The 18,240-nt window shown below is 67.0% G+C and carries 16 protein-coding genes and 1 pseudogene; 8 read left to right on the forward strand and 9 right to left on the reverse strand.

What is annotated here, in order from left to right; translation table 11 throughout:
- Positions 1–37 precede the first annotated feature (37 nt).
- Positions 38–1,069: an ABC transporter permease gene (locus tag U9J39_RS16145; protein ID WP_326347516.1), complete on the reverse strand. Its 1,032-nt coding sequence runs from the start codon at positions 1,067–1,069 to the stop codon at positions 38–40.
- A 9-nt stretch (positions 1,070–1,078) separates the two neighbouring features.
- Positions 1,079–2,794 carry an ABC transporter substrate-binding protein gene (locus U9J39_RS16150; RefSeq protein WP_326347517.1) on the reverse strand — a complete coding sequence of 572 codons (1,716 nt, stop codon included), beginning with the start codon at positions 2,792–2,794 and terminating at the stop codon, positions 1,079–1,081.
- 252 nt (positions 2,795–3,046) lie between these two features.
- Between U9J39_RS16150 and msuE the strand changes: the two genes are divergently transcribed.
- The 8 genes from msuE to U9J39_RS16190 all read left to right on the forward strand — a co-directional run bounded on the left by msuE (position 3,047) and on the right by U9J39_RS16190 (position 11,635).
- Entirely contained in the window at positions 3,047–3,610 is a 564-nt protein-coding gene (gene msuE, locus U9J39_RS16155; RefSeq protein WP_115713122.1) for an FMN reductase, read from the forward strand.
- Positions 3,611–3,629: 19 nt separating this feature from the next.
- Positions 3,630–4,868: an acyl-CoA dehydrogenase family protein gene (locus U9J39_RS16160; RefSeq protein WP_326347518.1), complete on the forward strand. Its 1,239-nt coding sequence runs from the start codon at positions 3,630–3,632 to the stop codon at positions 4,866–4,868.
- A 227-nt stretch (positions 4,869–5,095) separates the two neighbouring features.
- The gene (locus U9J39_RS16165; RefSeq protein ID WP_326347519.1) at positions 5,096–6,364 is read left to right on the forward strand and encodes an SfnB family sulfur acquisition oxidoreductase; all 1,269 of its coding nucleotides are present in this window, start codon (positions 5,096–5,098) and stop codon (positions 6,362–6,364) included.
- A gap of 1 nt (position 6,365) precedes the next feature.
- Positions 6,366–7,616, forward strand: coding sequence for an SfnB family sulfur acquisition oxidoreductase (locus U9J39_RS16170; protein WP_326347520.1), 1,251 nt, complete (start codon positions 6,366–6,368; stop codon positions 7,614–7,616).
- Positions 7,616–8,983: an LLM class flavin-dependent oxidoreductase gene (locus U9J39_RS16175; RefSeq protein ID WP_326347521.1), complete on the forward strand. Its 1,368-nt coding sequence runs from the start codon at positions 7,616–7,618 to the stop codon at positions 8,981–8,983. Before U9J39_RS16170 ends, U9J39_RS16175 begins: the two co-directional genes overlap by 1 nt.
- A 37-nt stretch (positions 8,984–9,020) precedes the next feature.
- Positions 9,021–9,848, forward strand: coding sequence for a MetQ/NlpA family ABC transporter substrate-binding protein (locus U9J39_RS16180; protein ID WP_326347522.1), 828 nt, complete (start codon positions 9,021–9,023; stop codon positions 9,846–9,848).
- Between the two features lie 16 nt (positions 9,849–9,864).
- Positions 9,865–11,001, forward strand: a complete 1,137-nt coding sequence (locus U9J39_RS16185) for a methionine ABC transporter ATP-binding protein (protein WP_326347523.1) — start codon at positions 9,865–9,867, stop codon at positions 10,999–11,001.
- Complete coding sequence (locus tag U9J39_RS16190; protein WP_115682615.1) at positions 10,982–11,635, forward strand: methionine ABC transporter permease; 654 nt, start codon at positions 10,982–10,984, stop codon at positions 11,633–11,635. Before U9J39_RS16185 ends, U9J39_RS16190 begins: the two co-directional genes overlap by 20 nt.
- A 75-nt stretch (positions 11,636–11,710) precedes the next feature.
- Here U9J39_RS16190 and U9J39_RS16195 read toward each other — a convergent pair.
- The 7 genes and pseudogenes from U9J39_RS16195 to U9J39_RS16225 form a co-directional block, all read right to left on the reverse strand.
- Positions 11,711–11,853 (reverse strand): annotated as a pseudogene (locus U9J39_RS16195) (NAD(P)-dependent oxidoreductase); the annotation flags it as partial.
- Positions 11,854–11,952: 99 nt separating this feature from the next.
- Complete coding sequence (locus U9J39_RS16200) at positions 11,953–12,951, reverse strand: alpha/beta fold hydrolase (protein ID WP_326347524.1); 999 nt, start codon at positions 12,949–12,951, stop codon at positions 11,953–11,955.
- 625 nt (positions 12,952–13,576) lie between these two features.
- Complete coding sequence (locus tag U9J39_RS16205; RefSeq protein WP_115713110.1) at positions 13,577–14,608, reverse strand: LacI family DNA-binding transcriptional regulator; 1,032 nt, start codon at positions 14,606–14,608, stop codon at positions 13,577–13,579.
- An 84-nt stretch (positions 14,609–14,692) separates the two neighbouring features.
- Entirely contained in the window at positions 14,693–15,676 is a 984-nt protein-coding gene (locus tag U9J39_RS16210) for a tripartite tricarboxylate transporter substrate binding protein (protein WP_115713109.1), read from the reverse strand.
- 42 nt (positions 15,677–15,718) lie between these two features.
- Entirely contained in the window at positions 15,719–16,813 is a 1,095-nt protein-coding gene (locus U9J39_RS16215) for a porin (protein WP_115713108.1), read from the reverse strand.
- A gap of 100 nt (positions 16,814–16,913) precedes the next feature.
- A complete protein-coding gene (locus U9J39_RS16220) occupies positions 16,914–17,255 on the reverse strand; it encodes a cupin domain-containing protein (RefSeq protein ID WP_115682623.1) in 342 nt (113 codons plus the stop codon).
- Entirely contained in the window at positions 17,252–18,229 is a 978-nt protein-coding gene (locus U9J39_RS16225; protein ID WP_115713107.1) for a quinone oxidoreductase family protein, read from the reverse strand. The genes U9J39_RS16220 and U9J39_RS16225 overlap by 4 nt, the downstream gene beginning before the upstream one ends.
- Between the last annotated feature and the right edge of the window lie 11 nt (positions 18,230–18,240).

Raw genomic sequence — 18,240 nt, forward strand, 5'->3', positions numbered from 1 at the left:
AAGACAAGCGAATACTCCTGCAAACGCCGGGGCCGCGTCAGGCCAGCCGGATGCGCGGGTCCACCCGCGCGTAGACAGCGTCGACGACCCAGTTGACCAGCACCACCACCACGGCGCTGCACAGCAGGATGCCGAGCAGCAGGTTGTAGTCGCGCTGGTACAGCGCCTCGAACGCCATCCGGCCGAGTCCGGGCCACGAGAACACCGTCTCCACGAGCACCGCGCCGCCGATCACGGAACTGGCCTGCACGCCGACCATGGTCACCAGCGGCAGCAGCGCATTGCGCAGGACATGAAGCGTCAGCACGCGGCCGGCGGGCGCGCCCTTGGCCACGGCCGTGCGCACGAAATCCTGCCGCCGCACCTCGATCATGCTGGCGCGCATCAGCCGCACATACACGGCCATATAGAACAGGCCCAGTGTGGCGGCCGGCAACACCAGGTGCCGCGCCACGTCAGCCGCATACGCCCGGCCCGTGAGCCCGGCTTCCACGGTGAACATGCCGCCCACCGGCAGCCAGTCGAGGCGGACCGAGAACACCAGAACCAGCATCAGGCCGACCCAGAACAGCGGGGTGGCAAAGCACAGCAGCGCCACGGAGGAGACCAGCGTGTCGAGCGCGCGTCCGGCGCGCGCCGCCGCCAGCACGCCCAGGCCCGCGCCGATCACCACCGCGAACGCAATGCTTGCGCCCATCAGCAGCAGCGTGGCGGGCAGGCGCTGCAGGATCAGGTCCAGCACCGGCATGCCCTGCCGGAACGAAAAGCCGAGATCGAGCTGCGCCAGGTGCCACAGATACTTGCCGAGCTGCACCCACAAGGGCTGGTCAAGTCCGAACTGCGCGCGCAGCGCCGCCAGGTACTCTGGCGTGGCCGCACCCGCCTCCCCCGCCAGCACCTGCGCGGCGTCGCCGGGCGCGAGCCGCAGCAGGAAGAAATTGACCACGGCCATGCCGGCGACGATGCCGGCTAGCTGCAGCAGCCTGCGCCAGGCCGTCCGCCATGGCACGCGTGCCAGCCATGCCGGCTTGCGTCCGGGCGTGCCGCGCTGGGTCGTGGGCATGGTCATCGCCCGTCGTCAGCGCGCGGCCTGCGCCGCAGCGGCAGCGGGCGTGGTGGCCGTGGCCACGGCCGTGCCCGCCGGCGCCAGCCAGGCGCGCTTGAGCGAGGCATAGACCTGGTCCACGCCGCTGACCGTATCGCGCAGGTTCGACGACTGCACCGTGAAGAAGCGCAGCTCGAGCAGCGGGATCGACGGCAGGTCGGTCTGCACCACGGACTGGAACTTGCGGAACAGCTCGACGCGCTCGGCCTGGCTTGGCGAGCCCTGCGCCTGGTCGATCAGCCGGTTCGCTTCGTCGCCGCGATAGCCCGAGCCGTTCGACCACGGGATATTCTTGCCGACCGTGTCGCTACGATAGGCGCGCGTCACGCCAACCAGCGGATCGGCAAAGCCCGCGAACCAGACCACCGCGAGGTCGAAGTCGCGATCGCCGTAGACACGCCTGGTATAGGTGGGTGTGTCCTGCGTGCGCACGGTCACGTCGACACCCACGCGCTTGAGCGCCTGCTTGATGTACTCCGCGCTGCGCTTGTAGTCGTCGCCATACGGCAGGTAGTCGATCTGGATCTTCAGGCGGTTGCCGTCAGCACCGCGCTTCAGGCCGGCAGCGTCGAGCAGGGCTTCGGCCCTGGCCGGGTCATACGGATACTTCGGCACGTTGGGGTTGAAGAACTGCCCCAGCGTCGAGACCACCGGGCTCACCGCGGGCTTGCCAAAGCCGAACCACACCACCTTGTTCAGCGTGTTCAGGTCGATCGCATGGGCCAGTGCCTGGCGCACGCGCACGTCCTTGAAGTACGGACGGTCAATGTTGACATCCATGAACAGCCACGGCGACAGCCATTCGTAGCCGCGCGTCTCCAGTTTCAGCGAAGGCAGTTGCGACAGGCGCTGCGCATCCTTCAGCGGCACCGGGTTGAACGGCGCGTACTGGACTTCGCCCTTCTCCAGCGCCGCGGCGCGCGCGCTGGCATCGGGGATCACCTTGAAGACGATCTTGTCGAGGTACGGCTTGCCCTTGTCCCAGTAGTCGGGATTGCGCTCCAGCACGATGTAGTTGCCCTTGCTCCATTCCTTGAAGACAAAAGGCCCCGTTCCCACCGGCTTGTTGTTGTACGGGTTGTTGAGGATGTCCGTGCCTTCGTACAGGTGCTTGGGCAGCACCTGCGCGCCGTTGCTGTTCAGCGAGCTGAGCACCGCCAGCGACGGCTCGGAGAAATGCAGTACGACGGTCAGCGCATCGGGCGTATCGACGCGCGTGACCTTGCCGAACAGGATCTGGTTGCGCGGATGCAGCTTCTTCCACACGTTCTCGAGCGTCCACTTCACGTCGGCCGACGTGAACGGCTTGCCGTCATGCCACTTCACGTTCGGCCGCAGGTGGAACGTGAGCGTCTTCGAATCCTTCGAGATGTCCCAGCGCTGCGCCAGCGCCGGCTTGAGCTTGAAGTCGTTGTCATACTCGATCAGGCCATCGAAGACGTTCGCGCTGAAGAAGCCGGTCGGCGCGGCTGAATTGAGCGCCGAGGTCAGGATCACCGGCTCGGGCTGGATGATGGTCGTGAGCGTGCCGCCCGCCCGCGGCGCTTCCGCGGCCTGTGCTGGCGCAGCGGCCTTGGCCGGTGCCGCCAGCAGGCCGCCCAGCAGCGGCAGCGACAGCACGACGGGCGCCAGGAACGCGAACGGCCGGAATAGTTGCGAGGGCCGCGATGGCCGGAACGGGTTCTTCATGATGGTGTTGGCCGGCAAGATGGGCCGATGTCTGCAAGGGTGACCAACTATAGAGACACCCCTGTCCGCCCGGAACGAACGATTGCGCATGCCCTTATGCGCACGGATCGCCTATGGATAGAACGAACGCGTCGTTCGCACGGCGGCCGCGCAGCAGTATCGTCTTGGCACCCTCCAGGCTGCGCAGCAGGAAGACCATACCGTTGCAGCCCTCGACAACACCAACGCCATCACGCTCTCCGAAAGCCAAACATGTCCAAGCCCCTGAAGATCGTTGCCGTCAACGGCAGTACCCAGCAACCCTCGCGCACGCTTGCGCTGGTCGAGGCACTGATTGCCGAGCTCGACGCGCGACTGCATGTCGACGCTCATGTCATCAACCTGGCGGATATTGCGCGCCCGCTCGGCGGCGCGCTGTGGCGCACCGAACTGCCGACCGCGATCGAAGCGCAACTGCAGGCAATCGAATCGGCCGACCTCGTCATCGCCGCGTCGCCGGTCTATCGCGGCGCGTATCCGGGCCACTTCAAGCACCTGTTCGACCTGATCGGCCAGGAAGCGCTCGCCGACAAGCCCGTGCTGCTCGCCGCCACTGGCGGCAGCGACCGCCATGCACTGGTGCTCGAGCACCAGTTACGGCCGCTGTTCGGCTTCCTGCAGGCACTGACGCTGCCTATTGGCGTTTATGCAACGCCTTCGGATTTCGAGAACTACACGGTGCAAAGCCCCGCGCTGCGCGAGCGTATCCGGCTCGCGGCCGACCGCGCAGCGCCGTTGTTCGCGGCGCACCGTCGGGTTGCATTGAAGGCCGCGTAAGCGCTGAATCATTCGCCCCATGCCACACCCTCTTCCTGCTTCACCTTCCGCCCACGCGGCACCGGCGTTCTCATCGCTCGCCGAGCGCTTTCGGCCGGTGTTCGCACAGATCGCGGCCGGCGCACTCGAACGCGAACGCACGCGCACACTGGCCCACGACGCGGTTGCACTGCTGCGCGACGCCGGCTTCGGTGCATTGCGCGTGCCGCGCGAGCATGGCGGCCTGGGTGCTTCCGCGTCGCAGCTGTATGCGCTGCTGATCGAGCTGGGCGCGGCCGACTCCAACCTGCCGCAGATCCTGCGCGCGCACTTCGGCTTTATCGAACGGCTGCATGCCGAAATCGCGCCGTCACGGCGCGCGCCGTGGCTCCGGCTCGCGGCGCAGGGCGCCATCTTCGGCAACGCCGCGATGGAGCGCGGCGAAGGCCAGCTGGGCCGGTACCGCACCACGCTCGCGCCGGACGGCACCGGAGGCTGGCGCCTCGACGGAGAGAAGTACTACAGCACCGGCACGTTGTATGCGGACTGGATCGCCGTGTCGGCCACCCGCACCGATGACGGCAGCCCGGCCTATGTGCTGGTACGGGCCGATGCGGCAGGCGTCGACCGGCTCGACGACTGGCATGGCTTCGGCCAACGCCTGAGCGCATCGGGCACGACGCGTTTCCTGGACGTTGCCGTATCCGACGAGCACGTGCTGTCGTTCTCGCGCACGGACCCGACCACGGTCACCGCGTGCTTCCAGCTCGTACACCTGGCCACGCTTGCCGGCATCGCGCGCGCCATCGAACGCGACGCTGCCGCGTTCGTGCGGCGGCGCAAACGCGTGTACAGCAATGGCAGCGCGCCGACGGCGGCGGAGGATCCGCTCGTGCAGCAGGTGGTCGGCCAGTTGTCGGGCGTCGCCTTCGTGACCCAGGCAACGGTCGGTGCCGTTGCCGCGAAACTCGACCAGGTGGATGCGCTGCGCCAGCGCGGCGAAGCGGTGCCGGATGCCCTGCTGCAGGACGTCGAACTCGATGCGTCGCGCGCCCAGGTCGGCATGCTCGACCTGGTCCTCGGCGCGGCCGGCCGGCTGTTCGACGTCGGCGGAGCCTCCGCGCTCGACGCCGCGCACCAGCTCGACCGCCACTGGCGCAACGCACGCACACTGGCCTCGCACAACCCGGCCATCTACAAGGCAAGAATCGTCGGCGACCATGCGATCAACGGCACGGCGCCGACGTATTACTGGTCGGTCGGTACGCGGGCTGCCTGACAAAGCGCGCGCCCAATGTTTGCTCCCTCCCGCTTGGCGCAGAGGGGGGCAAACATTGGTGGGTTCTACGCCATCAACCACCTCACCGTCACCGCAGCCACGCTTCTAAGCATCCTCGGAAATATTCGTGGGAAAGCCGTGGACGCGCATGCTCCAATCAATCGTCAGCCCTTTTCGATGCGAGACACCACCGCCATGCCCGGTGCGACGCATCCTCACGACCTGTCATGACCGATCTCTCCGATATCTACGCAGCCAGGCAGCCCGCCGCTGCCGGGCGTGAACCCGCCCTGCCCGATCCCGCAAGCGTGCGGCGCATCCGCGACGACGCAGAAGCCATCGACGCGGCACGCGCGCTCGCCGAGACATTCCGTGCAGGCGCTTCGGTGCGCGATCGTGAACGCATCCTGCCGTGGGATGAACTCGAGCGCTGGTCCGAAAGCGGACTGGGAGCCATCACCGTGCCCAAAGCCTACGGCGGCGCCGGCGTCTCCCATGCAACGCTGGCCGAGGTATTTGCGATCCTGAGCGCCGCCGATGCATCGCTGGGCCAGATTCCGCAGAACCATTTCGGCCTGCTTGGCGTGCTGCGCGAAGCGGGAACCGAGGCCCAGAAGCGCCGCTTCTACGCCGAGGTGCTGGCTGGGCAACGCCTCGGCAACGCCGGGCCCGAGCGGCGCTCCGCTGATAGCCAGACCATCCTCGACGGCACCACGCGCCTGCGTCGCACGGCGCATGGGCTGCGCCTGAGCGGCACACGCTTTTACTCCACCGGCGCGCTGTTCGCGCACCGCGTGCCAACGCGTGCCCTTGACGATGAGGGCCGCGCGGTCCAGGTCTGGGTGCCGCGCCATGCCGCCGGCCTGACCGTGGTCGACGACTGGTCGTCGTTCGGCCAGCGCACGACGGCGAGCGGCACGGTGGTGTTCGACCACGTCGCAGTCGCCGGGGACGACGTGATCCCCGTGTGGCAACTGGCTGACCGGCCCGGCCTCTACGGCGCGAACTCGCAACTGATCCAGGCCGCGATCGATCTCGGCATCGCACAGGCCGCGTTCGACGATGCCATCGGGTTCGTGCGCCAGCACGCGCGTCCGTGGATCGATGCAGGCGTCGCGCGAGCGAGCGAGGATCCGCACCTGATCGGCGACGTTGGCCGCCTGGCGATCGAACTCGACGCCGCGCGCGAAGTGCTGCGCGAAGCCGCGCTGACGCTCGATGCCATCGCGGAGCAGCCGGTCACCGAGGCAGGCAGCGCACAGGCTTCGGTCGCCGTGGCCGAGGCCAAGGTGCTGACCACCGAAGCAGCGCTGCAGGCCAGCGAGAAGCTGTTCGAACTGGCCGGCTCTTCCGCCACCCGCGCCGGGCACAACCTCGACCGCCACTGGCGCAATGCGCGCACGCACACGCTGCACGATCCGGTGCGCTGGAAGCTGCATCTGATCGGCAACTACTACCTGAACAACGCGCTGCCCAAGCGGCACTCCTGGAACTGATATGTCGTTGCTCTTCAATCCGCCGCCCCCCGATGGACGGGCGCAGCCAGCGCCCGCGCCTGCCGTGGTTCCGCATCTTGTCCGCGACGACGCCGAAGCGATCGCCATCGCGCGGCGGCTCGCCGCCCACTTTGCGCCCGGAGCGGCCCGGCGCGACCGCGAACGGCGCCTGCCCTGGGATGAACTGGAAACCTTCAGCGCCAGCGGCCTGTGGGGCATCACCGTGCCGCACGAATACGGTGGCGCGGGCGTGTCCAACACCACGCTGGCGGAGGTCATCGCCATCATCGCCGCAGCGGATGGCTCGCTCGGGCAGATTCCGCAGAACCACTTCTATGCGCTGGAGGTGCTGCGTGTTGGCGGCACGCCGGCGCAGCAGGCATTCTTCTATGCGCGCGCACTGGCCGGCGAGCGCTTCGGCAATGCGCTGGCGGAGATCGGCCACAAGGACTTCCGCCGCCGCACGCGGCTGACGCCAGACGGCGACGGCTTCCGCATCGACGGCAAGAAGTTCTATTGCACCGGCGCGCTGTACGCGCACTGGATTCCCACGCTCGTGGTGGCTGAGGAAGCCGGACGCGAAGTCACGTGGCTCGCGTTCGTGCCGCGCACGGCCGACGGTGTCGGCATCACGGATGACTGGGACGGCTTTGGCCAGCGCGTCACCGGCAGCGGCTCGGTGACGTTCGAGAACGTCCGCGTCGAGGCCGACTGGGTGGTGCCGTTCCTCGCCTCGTTCGAGCGGCCCACGACCATCGGTCCCTTTGCCCAGTTGCTGCATGCGGCGATCGACCTCGGCATCGGCCGCGGCGCGCTGGCAGCCACGCTGCCGTTCCTGCGCGAGCACGCACGGCCGTGGATCGATGCCGGCGTGGCACGCGCGGCGGACGACCCGCTGACGCTGCACCAGCTTGGCGAGGTCCAGGTACGGCTGCGCGCCGCCGAAGCACTCGTGCGCCGCGCCGGCCGTGCCACCGATGCCGCGCAGCGGCTGCCCGGCGAGCAAACCGTCGCGCAGGCGTCGCTGGCCGTTGCTGCGGCGCGTGCGCTGACGACGACCGCCTCGCTGCTTGCCGGCACGCGGCTGTTCGAGCTGGGCGGCACCTCCGCCACGCTCGACAACCAGGGTCTGGACCGCTTCTGGCGCAACGCGCGCACGCATACGTTGCACGATCCGGTTCGCTGGAAATACCACGCGGTCGGCAACTTCCATCTCAATGACAAGCTGCCGCCGCGGCATGGAGCGATCTGATGGCGAACCATGGACCGCGCAAGCAGATCCTGCTCAACGCGTTCAACATGAACTGCGTGGGGCATATCAACCACGGGCTGTGGACGCACCCGCGCGACCGCTCGGCCGAGTACAACACGCTGGAATACTGGGTGGACCAGGCGCGCACGCTCGAGCGCGGCCTGTTCGACGGATTGTTCATCGCCGACATCGTCGGCGTCTATGACGTGTACCGTGGCAACGTCGATGTCACGCTGCAGGAATCGATCCAGCTTCCGGTCAACGACCCGCTGCTCCTCGTCCCCGCCATGGCCGCGGCCACCAGGCACCTCGGCTTCGGGGTCACGGTGAACCTGAGCTATGAGCAGCCGTACCTGCTGGCGCGCCGGTTTTCCACGCTGGACCATCTGACGCGGGGACGTGTCGGCTGGAACATCGTGACCGGCTACCTCGACAGCGCGGCGCGCGCCATGGGCCTCGAAGGACAGCTCGCCCACGACGAGCGCTACGACCGCGCCGACGAGTTTCTCGACGTGCTCTACAAGCTCTGGGAAGGCAGCTGGCAGAACGACGCCGTGCTGCGCGACAAGGCCGCGCGCGTGTTCGCCGATCCATCGAAGGTGCGCAAGGTCAGCCACAGCGGGCGCTACTACAAGGTGGACGGCTATCACCTGTCGGAACCCTCGCCGCAGCGCACGCCTGTGCTGTTCCAGGCCGGCAGCTCGGGCCGTGGCCAGCGCTTTGCCGCGCGGCACGCCGAATGCGTATTCATTTCCCCGCCGAGCAAGGAAGCGGCGCGCAAGACGGTGTCCGCGCTGCGCGAGCAGCTGGTGGCAGCCGGGCGCCGTCCGGACGACGTCAAGGTCTTCATGGGCGCAGCCGTGGTCACGGGCCGCACCGAGGCCGAGGCGCGCGCCAGGCATGCCGAGTATCGCGACTATGCGAGCCGCGAGGCCGGACTCGCCCATTTCGCGGCCAGCACCGGCGTGGACTTCGCGCGCTACGGGCTCGACGACCCCGTGAACTATGAAGGCGGCAACGCCATCGAATCGGCAACGAAGACCGCCGCCCAGCATGGCTGGACGCGCCGCAAGCTGCTGGACCTGTTCGAGCTGGGCGGGCGCTACCCGGCCATCGTCGGCGACCCTTCGCAGGTGGCCGACACGCTCGCCGAATGGGTCGACGAGACCGGCATCGATGGCTTCAACCTGAGCCGCACCGTGGTACCGGAGAGCTACGAGGATTTCGTCGACCTCGTCGTCCCCGCACTGCAGGAGCGCGGCCGCTACAAGACCGCGTATGCCGACGGCACGCTGCGGCACAAGCTGTTCGCCGAAGGCGACCGGCTGCCGGCGCGCCACGCGGCCGACGCATTCCGTCACGCATGACGCATCCCTACCTTGTCCGCATTTCACCACTGACATCATGAAGATCTCCCGCCTCCTGCCGGCCGCCGTTGCCGCCCTGTTTGCTTCGCTGGCGCTGCTGCCGGCCGTCCATGCCGCGCCGTTGCGCATCGGCGTCACACCTGGCGCACTCGCCGACTCCGTCGAAGTAGCGGCCGCCGAAGCGCGCAAGCAGGGCCTCGACGTGAAGGTCGTCGAGTTCACGGACTGGACCACGCCCAATGTCGCGCTGTCGTCCGGCGATCTCGACGTGAACTACTTCCAGCACCAGGCTTTCCTCGACAACGCCGTCAAGGAACGCGGCTACAAGTTCCGCAGCGTGGCGCTCGGCGTGCTGCCGAACATCGGCCTGTATTCGAGCCACGTGAAGCGCTTCGACGAGCTGAAGGAAGGCGCACGCGTCGGCGTGGCAAGCGATCCGGTCAACCAGGGCCGCGGCCTGCTGCTGCTGCAGAAGGCTGGCCTCGTCAAGCTGCGCGACGGCGTGGGCGCGAAAGGCAGCGTCAACGACATCGTCGCCAATCCGAAGAAGCTCAAGCTGATCGAGATCGAGGGACCGCAACTGGTACGCGCGCTGGACGACGTAGACCTGGCGCAGGGCTACCCCGCGCACTTCGTCAACGCCGGCAAGGCCCAGGTGGCCGGTGCCGGGTTGCTGTACTCGGGCATCGACGATACGTATTTCGCGATCCGCTTCGTCACGCGCGAGGACAATGCCGCCGATCCGCGCGTGGCGCGCTTCGTGAAGATCTACCAGGACTCGCCGGCGGTGCGCAAGCAGCTGGGCACGTCCTATGCCAACAACGACAAGCTGTACAGCCTGCCGTGGCTCAAGGCGCAGCCGTGACACACAGGGAACGGCCATGAGCATGACCACTGCATTGCTGCGCCGCGGGTTCCTGCCCGCGGCGACACGCTCCGACGCCGCCGCCACGCGTGGCGGCCATGCGCGGACTGCGACCGGCGCGGTTCGCTTCGAACGCGTGAGCAAGCGTTATGCGAGCGGTGCCGGTATCGTCCAGGCCCTCAGCGACATCGATCTCGACATACCGCCCGGCGGCATCTTCGGCATCATCGGGCGCAGCGGCGCCGGAAAATCCACGCTGCTGCGCACGATCAACCGGCTCGAGGCGCCGACGGATGGACGCGTGCTGGTCGACGGGCAGGATATTGCGACGCTCGACGAAAACGGCCTCGTGGCACTGCGCCGCCGTATCGGCATGATCTTCCAGCATTTCAACCTGCTTTCGGCGAAGACGGTACGCGAAAACGTGGCGCTGCCGCTGAAGGTAGCCGGCGTGCCGCGCGACGCCATTGGGCGGCGCGTGGACGAGGTGCTCGCCCTGGTTGGCCTCGAAGGCAAGCACGATACCTATCCCGGCCGCCTGTCGGGCGGACAGAAGCAGCGTGTCGGCATCGCGCGCGCGCTCGTACACCACCCCGAGATCCTGCTGTGCGACGAAGCCACGTCCGCGCTGGATCCTGAAACCACGCAATCGATCCTGCAGTTGCTGCGCGACATCAACCAGCGCCTCGGGCTCACCATCGTGCTGATCACGCACGAGATGCGCGTGATCCGCGAAATCTGCGACCAGGTGCTGGTCCTGGAGCACGGCGCCATTGCCGAAGCCGGGCCCGTATGGCAGGTATTCGGCCAGCCGCGGCACGCGGCGACGCAGGCGCTGCTGGCACCGCTGACACCGGGACTGCCGCAAGACATCGCCGCGCAGCTGCTGCCCGAGCCGCCGGCGGGGCCGCACCGGCGCATCGCCGAACTGCACTATGCAGGCAGCGGCGAGCACGCGCCGGACCTCGCCAGCCTGGCCGCCGGACTCGGCACGGACGCACAGCTGCTGCACGGCAGCCTGGACCGCATCCAGGGCCACACGCAAGGCCGCCTGCTGTGGTCGCTGGCAGGCACCGGCACGGATCCGGATTCGCTGCGCTCTCCCCTTTCCCCATACGTGAAAACACTGGGCTATGTCGCCGATTCTTATTGAACGCCTCTGGCAAGGATTCCTCGATACGCTGACGATGGTCGGCGCATCGGCCGCCATTGCGGTGCTGGCGGGTGTGCCGCTCGCGCTGGTGCTCGTGGTCACCGCGCCCGGTGGCATGCGGCCCGCGCCGCGCCTGCATCGCGTGCTCGGCAGCGTGGTCAACAGCTTCCGCGCCACGCCGTTCATCGTGCTGCTGGTGGCGCTGCTGCCGTTCACGCGGCTGGTCGTGGGTGCGACCATCGGCGTCTGGGCCGCGGTGGTGCCGCTGGCGGTCAGCGCCACCCCGTTCTTTGCACGCATTGCCGAAATCAGCCTGCGCCAGGTCGATGCTGGCCTGGTCGAGGCCGCACAGGCCATGGGCTGCCGGCGCCGGCATATCCTGCTGCACGTGCTGCTGCCGGAAGCGCTGCCCGGCATCGTCGGCGGCTTTACCATCACCGTGGTTTCGCTGATTGGCGCCTCAGCCATGGCCGGCGCGGTCGGCGCGGGCGGGCTTGGCGACCTGGCGATCCGGTACGGCTACCAACGTTTCGATACCACGGTGATGGCGGTCGTCATCGTGATCCTGATTGCGCTGGTCACGGTCGTGCAGGCAAGTGGCGACCGCCTGGTGCATCGCCTGCGAGAGCGCTAGATGCTGACGGCGCTGCCGCGAACGGACGAGGCTATTGGCAAGCCCATGGGCAAAGATCCGGAACGAATTGGCTCAACCGAACCCGACCATGATTTTCGCAAACACGCGCCCGATCTTGCCGGTGCCGATCACGGCCACGGTCTTGCCGCACAGGTCGAAGCCCATCAGGCCTCAAGCGGAAAATTGAAGCCCCGCGTACGGTTGTAGGCCCGGTGGAGCCACTGCGGCGTGCCGTTCTGTGGCAGATTTTGCTCTGCGGCGTTCGATGGCCGTTATGCCATCGCCCGTGGGACGGCGATAGCTCCCTTGCCCTCACTTCATTGAACAGATTGGATGAACGGTGCACCTGACGCGCCCGTCATTCGTTCCACTGTCCGCGCGATATCCTCCGTCGCCGCATAGTGGACCATGTGGCCCACGCCGGGAACGAGCACCAGCGTACTATTTGGCAATTCACGATGCAGTGCGGTCGAATGCGAGGCTGCGTCGACGATTTTATCCCCCGCTCCCGCCACCAGCGTCACGGGAACTTGCAGTCCGGCATACAGTTCGCGGAATTCTGAAACGGCTGGGATCATGAATGCCGCATCCTCCGCCGCAGCATTGATCTGCGACGGTCGCAGCAGCATCTCGCGGGAAATCAAGTCAAAAAAGATCGGGGGGGTCTGCGCCGGGGCGAACATTTGCCGCAACGCGCGCTTCAGAAGCAGTCGTCCGGCCAGGGGCGCCACGGTATAGCGGAGCGCGTCACCTACCACAGGGATGGCTGCAGGCGAAGTCAGCAGGACGTCCACCCTTGCGGATGGATAGTAGTAGCCGGAAATCAGCACTAGGCCGCGCACGTCCACTGTGGATTCAAGCGCCATGCCAAGCGCCACCAGTGTGCCCAGTGAATGCCCTACTACCAGGGGACGCTCGACCCCCAGCTGTGCCAAGGCCTTTCGCAACAAAGCCGCCTGCGCCCGGGGTGTCCACCGACGGTCCGGCGGGCGTTGGCTATGCCCAAAGCCGGGGCGGTCGAACAGGATGACCCGGTGCCGCTTGGATAAAGATCTTAGCAATCCACTGGCGACATAGTCCTGAAGCAGCACTGCATTGCCGTGAAGGAGCACCACAGCTGGACCTTCGCCTTCGTCGATGTAATGCAATTGCACCCCGTCGACCGTGAGCAAGCTTCCCTGCGGTGGATGGTCACGCTCTGCCTGGCGCGCGCGGTGATGCACCCACGCGGCGGTGCCAGCCGCTGCAGCGACGCTGGCCAAAGTAGCGAACACACCCGTTGACGATGCACGGGACTTGCTGTTGGACGTGGACATAGGATTCTCGGTTGGAAGAGAAGGCGTTGTGGCTTCGCTTGACACCAAAAAACGTCTGGAGAGATGACGTCATCGCGAAGGCAAACCGAATGATGGGGCTCGGGAACGCAATTCTCGTGCCGTCACGCGACAACAATTTCCTCGAGCCCCGTACTGGGTCCAAAAGGGGGCCACCCGCGGCTTTACCAGAGGCAGCGTGATCAGGCTTTCACCCGGCGCGCAGCAAACTGAAATCACCCCGTGGCGAGGAGCAATTTAGGCGTGGAGTATTGTAGAAAGCAGCGTGCGAGCCATGGCTGACCGGTCGCGTACATAGCCCCGAGAGGTGTAGTCAGTGCCGCCCCACGCGAAAAACGGTTCGTGACTGCAGACGCGCCTTGTCGCAACCAGTCCTGCTTCACTCGGGGACGGCGCGTGTCGGCTAGGAGCAGAGTCGCAGCGATGGTCTACCATGCTGAAAACGACGCTTACCCAGATTGGCTCAATACGATTGCTCGGTCGTTGCGTGGATGACTGCTTCGTGGCGCTGGCGTGGGGAATCAGGTGTCTGCTCAGGGTCGGCAAGAGCCACTGAGCAGCCGTTGAGAAGTTGTGCAATGAGAAGTGCCCAAAATGGGGCGACGCTTCACGCCTTGCGCGGCGCCGCCGTGGAACCCCGCACGATGAGGTGGGGCTGCAATTGCACGGTGACCGGATCGGAGGCCGGCTTGCTGATCTTCCTGAGCAGAAGGCGCGCCGCCTCCTCGCCCATCTCGTGCACGGCGATCCGGATCGTCGTCAGCGGCGGCGTCAGTGCATCGACGAAGGGCATGTCGTTGTGGCCGATGACCGAGATGTCGTCGGGGCAACGCAGGCCCTGCTCGCGCAGGTAGTCGTAGCAGCCCATCGCGACCAGGTCATTGGCCGCCGCAATCGCGGTCAGCGCGGGAAACACGGTCATCAGCTGCGCGCAGGCGACCCGGCCCGCATTGCGGGAATAGCTGGATGCCTCGACCACGTGCCAGTCCGCACGACGCAGGCGATGGCGCCTGACGGCCTGGATAAAGCCCTCGCGGCGCAGGTAGCCGGTTGACAGCGATGCCGGCCCGGCGATATGCCCGATGCGGCGATGACCGAGCTCCATCAGGTGATCGACGGTCAGCTGCATGGCCCGCACGCTGTCGCTCACGACCGAGGACACGCTGCCCGACCCTTCGCCGCGGTTGACCGTCACCACGGGGACGTGCCGTGCCAGGCAATACTCGAGCAACGGATCCTCGCGTTCCGCGGTGGCCAGCACCAGCCCTTCGACCTGCCGCCCGAGCAGCTGGTCGATCACGAACCGCTGCCGGCGCTTGTCGCTGCCCGCGTTGACCACGATCGGCACATAGCCCTGCTGCGCCAGCACCACCTCGATCCCGGCCAGGATCGGCGGAAACACGGGGTTGGCAATATCGGGCAGCACCACGCCGATCAGCCCGGAGCGCTGGGTGCGCAGGCCGGCGGCAATGCGGTTGGGGGAAAAGCCGCGCGCCTCGGCAACGGCCAGCACGCGCGCCGCCACGTCTTCTGCCACGAGATGCCGCGTCGCCGGGTTCATCACCCGCGACACGGTCGAATAATGCACGTCGATCTCGGCAGCCAGGTCTTTGAGGGTGAGGCGCTTGCGCTCGGGCATGTAGGGTGAGGGCCGGGAAGGATGGAAGTACGCCATTTTAAGCCAGCGCGCAATCCGTCTCCCGACGCCCCGCTCCGCGCGGCGCTACTGCCCCGCAAGCGCCCCGGATTGGCGGATGACCGGCGCAAGCTTGCCGATCTCTGCCTGGATATACGAGGCGAATTCCTGCGGTGACGATCGCTTCGGCTCTGCGCCCTGCGCCGCCAGCCGATCGCGCACGTCGGGCGCCGCCAGCGCCCTGCCGATCTCGGCGTTGAGGGTATCGATGATCTCCTTCGGCGTGCCGGCCGGCGCCAGGATGCCAAACCACGAGTCGAAGGCGTAGCCCGGCAAGCCGGACTCTGCCACGGTCGGAATATCGGGCAGCGAACTGCTGCGCCTGGCCGTGGTGACCGCCAGCGCGCGCAGCTTGCCCTGCCGCACGAACGGCATGGCCGACACCGTCGGGGCGAACATCATGTCGCCGCGGCCGGCCATGACGTCGGTCAGCGCCTCGCCCGTGCCCTTGTACGGGATATGGACGATGTCGATGCCGGCCTGCATCCTGAACATCTCGCCGCTGAGATGCGTGGAGCTGCCGGAGCCGGCCGAATCGAAATTCAGCTTCCCCGGCGCCGCCCTGGCAGCCGTCACCAGGTCGTGCACCGATTTGTATTTGCTGCCGGCGCTGACCACCAGCACGTTGGGCACCGTCGCCACCAGCGACACCGGCGCGAAGTCCTTGACCGTGTCGTAAGCCAGTTTGGGATACAGCGTGGCGTTGATCGCATGGCCCACCGACACCAGGATCAGCGTGTAGCCATCCGGCGCCGCCTTGGCGACGCCGGTCGCGCCGAGCGTGCCGCCGGCGCCCGGGCGGTTGTCGACGATCACCTGGTAGGTACCGCCTTCGCTCATCTTGGTGCCGATGATGCGCGCCAGGATGTCGGTGGCGCTGCCCGCCGAAAACGGCACCACCAGGCGGATCGGCTTGGCGGGGTACGGCGCCTGGGCCAACGCGGCGGGCGCGGCGGCAAGCATCAAGGACGAGCTCAGCGCCACCACGGCGCCTCGGATGGATCGAATCATGGTCTGTCTCCTCACTACCGGATCGGGTCGAAGCGGCACGCCTCAGAAGAAATGGCGCATGCCCAGGGCAAAGGTCTGTGGGTCGGCGCCGGCGCTGACACCCAGTTCATTGATGGCAAAGTCGTAGATCGCATTGCGCTTGTTATGGATGCGGCTGTAGTAGGCGTACAGCGCGGTGCGTTTGGACAGCGGATAGTCGTAGCCCACCGTCACCTGCGTGGCGCCTGTCTCCGCGCCGCTGCGGAAAAAGCCCACCGTCTCCGTGGCGCTGCCTGCGCCATTGCCGGCCAGCGCCACGCCCACGCGCACGCTGCCCGGGCCCAGCTTCTGCACCAGCGACGCGTAGTAGCCGTTACGCGTCAGGTCGCCGGTGGCGGTGCGGTAGTGCAGCCGTTCATAGAGCAGCGCGACGGTCGTGCTGGGAAACTTGTAGGACACACCCGCCTTGATCGCATCGTCATTGCGGCCGGCGGTCTGGTAGTGCTGGTGGAGTTCGTATGCCAGCACCACGTTGAGCGGACCGTTGTCATAGGCCGCGGAAAAGGAGTACAGCGCCGGATTGCGCGGCACGCTGATCTTCTCCTCGTTGACACCCCAGGCCGCGGCACCGCTGAACCCCGCCAGCGAGGGGGTCTTATAGACAATGATGTTCTTCTGGCGGCGGTCGAAGGCGCTGGTGTCCTGCACGTTGTCGGTGCTCGACGCCGACCCGTTGCCGATCAGCGCCATGTAACCGGCGGTGGTGGGGTAATACGGGTCATAGCCCGCGGTCGCCTCGGTATAGGGCGTCTGCCAGTGGCCCATGAACAGGGTGCCGGCCTTGCCCTGCAGCCCGATGCGCGAATTGCGGCCGGCGATCTGGCCCTGGCCGTTATCCAGCGACAGATTGCTCTCGATCTGCCAGATGGCCTTCAGGCTGCCGCCCAGTCCTTCTTCTCCGCGCATGCCGAACACAGAGCGGTTATTGGTCAGGCGGCCAGTGCCGCCGAGATGCGTCCCGTCGGTGGCCGTGCTGGCCCGGGCATATTCCAGTGCCGTGTTAAGACGCCCGTACAGGGTCACGGTGGACTGGGCGCCGGCCTGCCCGGCCCAGCCGGCCGCGGCGCTGGCGGCCAGCAGCCAGGCCCTTCCGCGCATGGGGGCGATTGTCATGGGTGTCTCCCTTTGCTTGTTGTGGTTGTCGTCTGGCAAGCGATCGCCGAGGTTTTGCAATCGTTTGCAAAACAGCGTCAAAAAATCAGGTGGCCGGGAACGGCATCGCCAGCAGCAGCATTGCGGGCCGATTGCCCGGATTCGATACCTGGCGCGCTTCCCCGGGTGCAAGCCGGACCGAATCGAACTGTCCCAGCAGCGCCGCTTGTTCCGACGTGCGGATGCAGACCTCGCCTTCCAGCACGACGTAGTGCTTTTCCACCGCCGAGGCATCCAGCGCGGTATGCCCGCCCGGCAGCAGCACCGAGACGCCGAGCCACAGGGACGCCGCGGGCCCCGCTTCATGGCCTTGCAGGCGCAGGCAATGCATGCCCTCATGATTCGCCGGAAAGTACGCCGGCGCCTGGGCGAACCGGGTAACGTTCATGGCTGGAGCACCACGCGTTCCGCCGCGCCCTCCAGCACGGCACGGTAGGCCTCCCTGGCCTGCGCCAGCGAATAGGTGTAATCGGGCAGTACCGGGAACGGCCGCAGCTTGCCGCTGGCGAACATCGGCGCCAGCTGGTCCAGGATGCGCGCGCAGGCGTTGCTGTCGAGCGCCAGCGTGTCCACGCCCACATAGGTGTGCTGGCCGCGATAGAAGGCGAAGATGTCGAACGGCACCGGCTTCTCGATGGTCGAGATGAAGATCTGCGTGGCGCCGATTGCCATGCTGCGGTTGGCCTGCTCGAAGTACGGACTGCCGACGGTGTTGTAGACGATGTCCGCGCCGTGCCCGCCGGTCTCTTCGCGCACGACCTCGGCAATCGGCTCGCGGCTGGCATCGATCATGCGGACCGTGCCGCTCGCATGGCCGCGGTAAGGCTGGGCCGTCCGCTCCACGGCAAAGACACGCGCGCCCAGTGCCGTGGCGATCTGGATGGTGGCCTGCCCGACCTTGCCATTGCCGCCGCACACCAGCACGGTGCTGCCGGCCTGCGGCATGCCCGCGCGGCGCAGTCCTTCATAGGCCGTGATGAACGGCACGCCCACCGCGCCCGCTTCCAGCAGCGATACCGATTCCGGCTTGGCGCGCACCGAGGCCGCGTCGATGCGCAGGTACTTGCCATGGGTGCCGTCGCGGCGAATGCCCAGCTCGCCGCCGCTGCCCCACACCTGCAGCCCCAGCAGTTGCGACGGGCCATCGACCACCAGGCCGGCATAGTCGCGGCCAGGCGTGCGCGGCCAGACCGCGTGCGGCATCAGGCCCAGCGTGGCTTTGACGTCGCTGGGGTTGACCCCCGCACTGACGACTTCGATGATGCACTGGTCAGCCGCGGCTTGCGGACGCGGCATGCCTTGCAGTTCGAGCTGCAGGGTCTCGATATCGTTGGCTTTCTGGTTGACTCGAATGACGTTCATGATGGTTTCGG

It is taken from the genome of Cupriavidus sp. SS-3, assembly GCF_035818815.1.
GTDB lineage: Bacteria > Pseudomonadota > Gammaproteobacteria > Burkholderiales > Burkholderiaceae > Cupriavidus > Cupriavidus taiwanensis_C.